4 protein-coding genes and 1 pseudogene are annotated in these 4,843 nt (G+C 67.1%); all 5 read right to left on the bottom strand.

The window, feature by feature from the left end:
• Positions 1 to 442: pseudogene (locus WA317_RS08590) on the bottom strand (ribonuclease E/G); the annotation flags it as partial.
• Positions 443 to 730: 288 nt separating this feature from the next.
• A complete protein-coding gene (gene ndk / locus WA317_RS08585; RefSeq protein ID WP_425172628.1) occupies positions 731 to 1,138 on the bottom strand; it encodes a nucleoside-diphosphate kinase in 408 nt (135 codons plus the stop codon).
• Between the two features lie 54 nt (positions 1,139 to 1,192).
• Entirely contained in the window at positions 1,193 to 1,531 is a 339-nt protein-coding gene (locus WA317_RS08580; RefSeq protein ID WP_425172627.1) for a DUF4233 domain-containing protein, read from the bottom strand.
• Positions 1,532 to 1,608: 77 nt separating this feature from the next.
• Positions 1,609 to 3,015 (bottom strand): bifunctional tetrahydrofolate synthase/dihydrofolate synthase, encoded by a 1,407-nt coding sequence (gene folC, locus WA317_RS08575; RefSeq protein WP_425172626.1) that lies wholly within the window; start codon positions 3,013 to 3,015, stop codon positions 1,609 to 1,611.
• Positions 3,012 to 4,843 (bottom strand): valine--tRNA ligase (locus WA317_RS08570; RefSeq protein WP_425172625.1); only part of this gene is annotated, 1,832 nt, incomplete at its 5' end. The genes WA317_RS08570 and folC, both read right to left, overlap by 4 nt.

Here is a 4,843-nt window from a genome sequence, read left to right as displayed (position 1 = left end):
GCTCGGCCTGGTCGTCGTCACCGTCACTGTCGTCGAAGTCCTCGGAGTCCTCGGCTTCGTCGGCTTCGTCCGCTTCGTCGGAGTCGTCGCTGTCGCTGCGGTCCGGGGCCTGCCGAATCGGCTGCGGCGCGACGAACAGCGGCAGGTATTCGGCGCGCTCGACCGTCGTCGTCTCCAGGATCAGCCGGGATTCCGGTTCACCGGGCTCGGCGGAGTCGGCCGGGGCCGCGGACAGCAGGTCACGCACCGCCATCGCGTCCACCCGGTCCACGCTGGAATGCGCGCTGCGGATGCGCCCGTCGAGCTCCCGCAGTGCGTCGAGGACTCGCCTGCTGGTAGTTCCCAACGAACGTGCCAGCGAGTGGACTCTTAGCCGGTCCGGCAGGTCCTCCTGCGGTGTCGGATCTTTCGAGAGGTCTGAAGGTGGGACGCCATCTGCCACGTAATCTCCTCAAGCCCCCGGGCGCGTCGTATCGACGCGGCCACGCGAGGGCTGCACTATGCGCCCGGGTCACTTCTCCCGGACTTGTGGTGGTCTCGCACCGAGCGGCTCACGAGGAACCCACTCGGCGCCGGGGTTCGAATGACGGCTGGACATTCGGCGCCGCACTTGTCTGCGGTAGTCGCGCTTGCCTGAGCCTTCATTCGGGCTTCGGACACCGGTACGGCGACGTTCACCCGCTGCCCAGTATCCCATACCGCATGAGCGAATCGTGTCGAGTGCGCCCGGCTACTGATCGGCGAACCAAAGTCCGATCTCACGCTGGGCCGATTCGACTGAATCCGACCCGTGTACGAGGTTGTATTGCGTCTCCAGACCGAAGTCGCCGCGTATCGTTCCCGGCACGGCTTTCTCCACCGGGTCGGTGCCGCCGGCGATCTGCCGGATCGCGGCAACCGCCCGCGGACCCTCGACGATGGCCGCCACCACGTGCCCTGAGGTGATGAACTCCACCAGCGAACCGAAAAACGGCTTGTCCTCGTGCTCGGCGTAGTGCTGGCGGGCCAGGTCCTCGCTGACGATCCTGAGCTCCAGGGCCGCGATTGTCAGGCCCTTGCGCTCGATGCGGCTGATGGTCTCGCCGATCAGCCGGCGTTCGACAGCGTCAGGTTTGATCAAAAGAAGGGTCCGCTCCAGCTCGCTCACGGCGCTCAGCGTACCGAACCGGCATCCCGACGCCCGGCACGGCGATCAGTCCGGCGGCTGCTGTTGGCCAGGGAGCAGTCCCCGCTTCTCCCGCCACCGCACCTCTGCGCCCAGGTAGGCGATCAGCCCCCATACGACGGCGAAGATGACGCCGATAATCCCGATGCCGGGATACACCGCGAAACCGGCGATCGGCACCAGCTGCACCGCCAGGTTCACCCGAATGGCCCACGACCGGCCTTGCAACCCGACGAGCAGCATCAGTAACACCGCCAGCCCGATCAGGTATCCCAGCGACAGCGTCGTCAGCCCGCCGCCGACGGCGCCCACCACCGGCAGCGCCAGCAACACCACAATCGCTTCCAGGATCAGCGTGCCGGCCATCACGCCGCGGAAGCCTTTCCACGGGTCGGCCGGCCGGCGCGGCGACCCGTCCCCAGGTTCTCGTTCGGGTACTTGCGTCACTCCGGATCACGACCGAACAAACTGCGCGCAGCCCCGGCGGTGACCACTGAGCCGGTGACCACAATGCCGGTCCCGGTCGGTGCTTCACCGTCGGCGGTGGCATCGTCGACAAGCGCGGTGGCGGTCTCGATGGCGTCGCGCAGGTTCTCGGCGGTCAGCACGCGGTCCGGACCGAAACGCTGCTCAGCCAGCAGCGCCAGCGACTCCACATCGATGGCTCGCGGCGATCCGTTGTGGGTGACCACCACCGCCGCCAGCACCGGCTCCAGGGCGGCCAGGATTCCGTCGACGTCCTTGTCGGCCAGCACGCTGACAACACCGACCAGGTACCGGAAATCGAACTCGTCGGCCAACGCCTGAGCCAGCGCGCCGGCTCCGCCCGGATTGTGTGCGGCGTCGATGAACACTGTCGGCGCGCTGCGGAGGCGCTCCAGCCGGCCCGGGCTGCTGACGACCGCGAATCCGGCCCGGACAGCGTCGACGTCGAGCTGGCGCTGCGCGCCGGCACCGAAGAACGCCTCCACCGCCGCCAGGGCGATGGCCGCGTTGTGCGCCTGATGCGCACCGTGCAGCGGCAGGAACACGTCGGAGTACACGCCACCGAGGCCTTGCAGTTCCAACAGCTGGCCGCCGACGGCGACCTGACGACCTCGCACGGCGAATTCCGAGTCCTCCCGCGCCACCGCAGCGTCGGCGCGCACGGCCTGCGCCAACACCACCTCCATGGCCTCCGGTACCTGACGACCGATGACAGCCACAGTGTCCGGCGCACCGTCGTCGGCTTTGGTGATAATGCCGGCCTTCTCGCCGGCAATGCCGGCGATGTCCTCGCCGAGGTAGTCGACGTGGTCGACGCTGATCGGGGTGATGACCGCGACGGGCGCGTTGATCACGTTGGTCGCGTCCCACCGGCCGCCGAGGCCCACCTCGATGACCGCCACCTCGACCGGCGCATCGGCGAACGCGGCGAACGCCATCGCGGTGAGCACTTCGAATTTGCTCATCGCGGGGCCGCCGGCGGACTGCGACTGCTGGTCGATCATCTGCACGTACGGCTCGATCTCGCGGTAGGTGGCCACGTACTGAGCCGGGCTGATCGGCTTTCCGTCGATCGCGATCCGCTCCACCACCGACTGCAGGTGCGGGCTGGTTGTGCGCCCGGTGCGCCGCTGCAGCGCGGTCAGCAGCGCGTCGACCATGCGTGCCACCGAGGTTTTTCCGTTGGTGCCCGCGATGTGAATCGACGGGTAGGTGCGTTGCGGGGAGCCCAGCAGGTCCATCAAGGCGCTGATCCGGGTGAGGCTGGGCTCGATGCGGGTCTCCGGCCAACGCTGATCCAGCAGATGCTCGACCTGCAGCAGCGACGCGATCTCGTCGGGGGTCGGAACGGCGTCCGGTGTCACATCGCGGCCAGCCGACCGGTGATCCGGTCCACTTCGTCGCGGGCCAACTGCTGGCGGGCGCGGATCTTGTCGACGACGGGCGGCGGCGCCTTCGACAGGAAAGCCTCGTCGTCGAGTTTGGCGGTCGTACCGGTCAGCTCTTTTTGGGCGGCGGCCAGATCCTTTTCGAGGCGCCGGCGTTCAGCGGCGACGTCGATGACGCCCGAGGTGTCGAGTTCGACCACGACGGTGCTCTTCGAGTCGCCACCGAGCCTTACCTCCAGCGAGGCCGACGGGCTGAATTCCGGTCCGGCCTCGGTCAGCCAGGCCAACGAGTGCACGGCGCCCGCCTGAGTCGCCAGGTCCGCGCTTTGCAGACCCACCAGTCGGGCGGGGACTTTCTGCCGGTCAGCAAGCCCTTGATCGCCGCGGAACCGCCGCACCTCGGTCACCAACTTCTGCATGTCGGTAATACGCTGCGCGGCAACACGATCAACCGCGATACCGGACGACTGCGGCCACTCGGCGATCACCAGTGACTCGCTACCGGTAAGCGCTCGCCACAGCGTTTCGGTGATGAACGGAATGACTGGATGCAGCAGCCGAAGCAACGTGTCGAGGACCGCGGCCAGTACTGCCGTGGTGTGCGACGAGCCCTCGCTCAGCTGAGTTTTCGCCAATTCGACATACCAGTCGCAGAACTCGTCCCAAGTGAAGTGATACAGCGCTTCACAAGCCCGGCTGAACTCGTAACTGTCGAAAGCCGAATCTACCTCGGCGCGAACCTGTTCGAGCCGGCCCAAGATCCACCGGTCGGCATCGGTCAGCTCGGCGTCTGTCGGCAACGCTGCCGGTGCAGCACCATTGAGCAGCGCAAACCGGGTGGCGTTGAACAGCTTTGTCCCGAAGTTGCGCGACGCCCGCACGTGATCCTCACCAACAGCCAGATCACCGCCGGGACTGGCGCCGCGGGCCAAGGTGAACCGCAACGCGTCGGCTCCGTAAACCTCCAGCCAGTCCAGCGGATCGACGACGTTGCCCTTGGACTTGCTCATCTTGCGGCCGGACTCATCACGAATCAGGCCGTGCAGGAAGACGTCGGTGAACGGCACCTGCGGGCCGCGGCGACCGTCCAGCGTGATGGCCTCGTCGCCGCCGACGAAGGTGCCGAACATCATCATCCGTGCCACCCAGAAGAACAAGATGTCGTAGCCGGTCACCAGAACGCTTGTCGGGTAGAACTTGTCCAACTCCGGTGTGCGCTCGGGCCAGCCCAGGGTGGAGAACGGCCACAACGCCGACGAGAACCAAGTGTCCAGCACGTCGGGGTCCTGCTGCCAACCTTCGGGCGGCGTGTCGTCCGGACCGACGCACACCTGCTGACCGTCGGGTCCGTACCAGATCGGGATGCGGTGCCCCCACCACAGCTGCCGGGAAATGCACCAGTCGTGCATGTCGTCGACCCAGGCGAACCAGCGCGGTTCCAGGCTTGCCGGGTGAATCACGGTGTCGCCGTTTCGAACCGCGTCACCGGCCGCCTTAGCCAGTGACTCCACCCGCACCCACCACTGCAATGACAGCCGTGGCTCGATCGGCTCGCCGCTGCGCTCCGAGTGTCCGACGCTGTGCAGGTAGGGACGTTTCTCCGCGACGACGCGACCTTGGGCAGCGAGCGCTTCGCGCACCTTGACGCGGGCGGCGAACCGGTCCAGGCCGTCGAACTCGGTTCCGGTGTCGGCGATCCGGCCCCTGGTGTCCATGATCGAAGGCATCGGCAACTGGTGACGCACGCCGATCTCGAAGTCGTTGGGGTCGTGTGCCGGCGTGACTTTGACCGCACCCGTGCCGA

It is taken from the genome of Mycobacterium sp., assembly GCF_049802695.1.
Taxonomy (GTDB): domain Bacteria; phylum Actinomycetota; class Actinomycetes; order Mycobacteriales; family Mycobacteriaceae; genus Mycobacterium.
Note: the sequence above shows the minus strand (reverse complement) of the source record. Positions and strands in the feature narration are given on the sequence as shown.

Excerpts from the sequence above, each read along its gene's own strand:
- WA317_RS08580 (WP_425172627.1), bottom strand. The coding sequence starts at position 1,531 with ATGGCCGGCACGCTGATCCTGGAAGCGATTGTGGTGTTGCTGGCGCTG.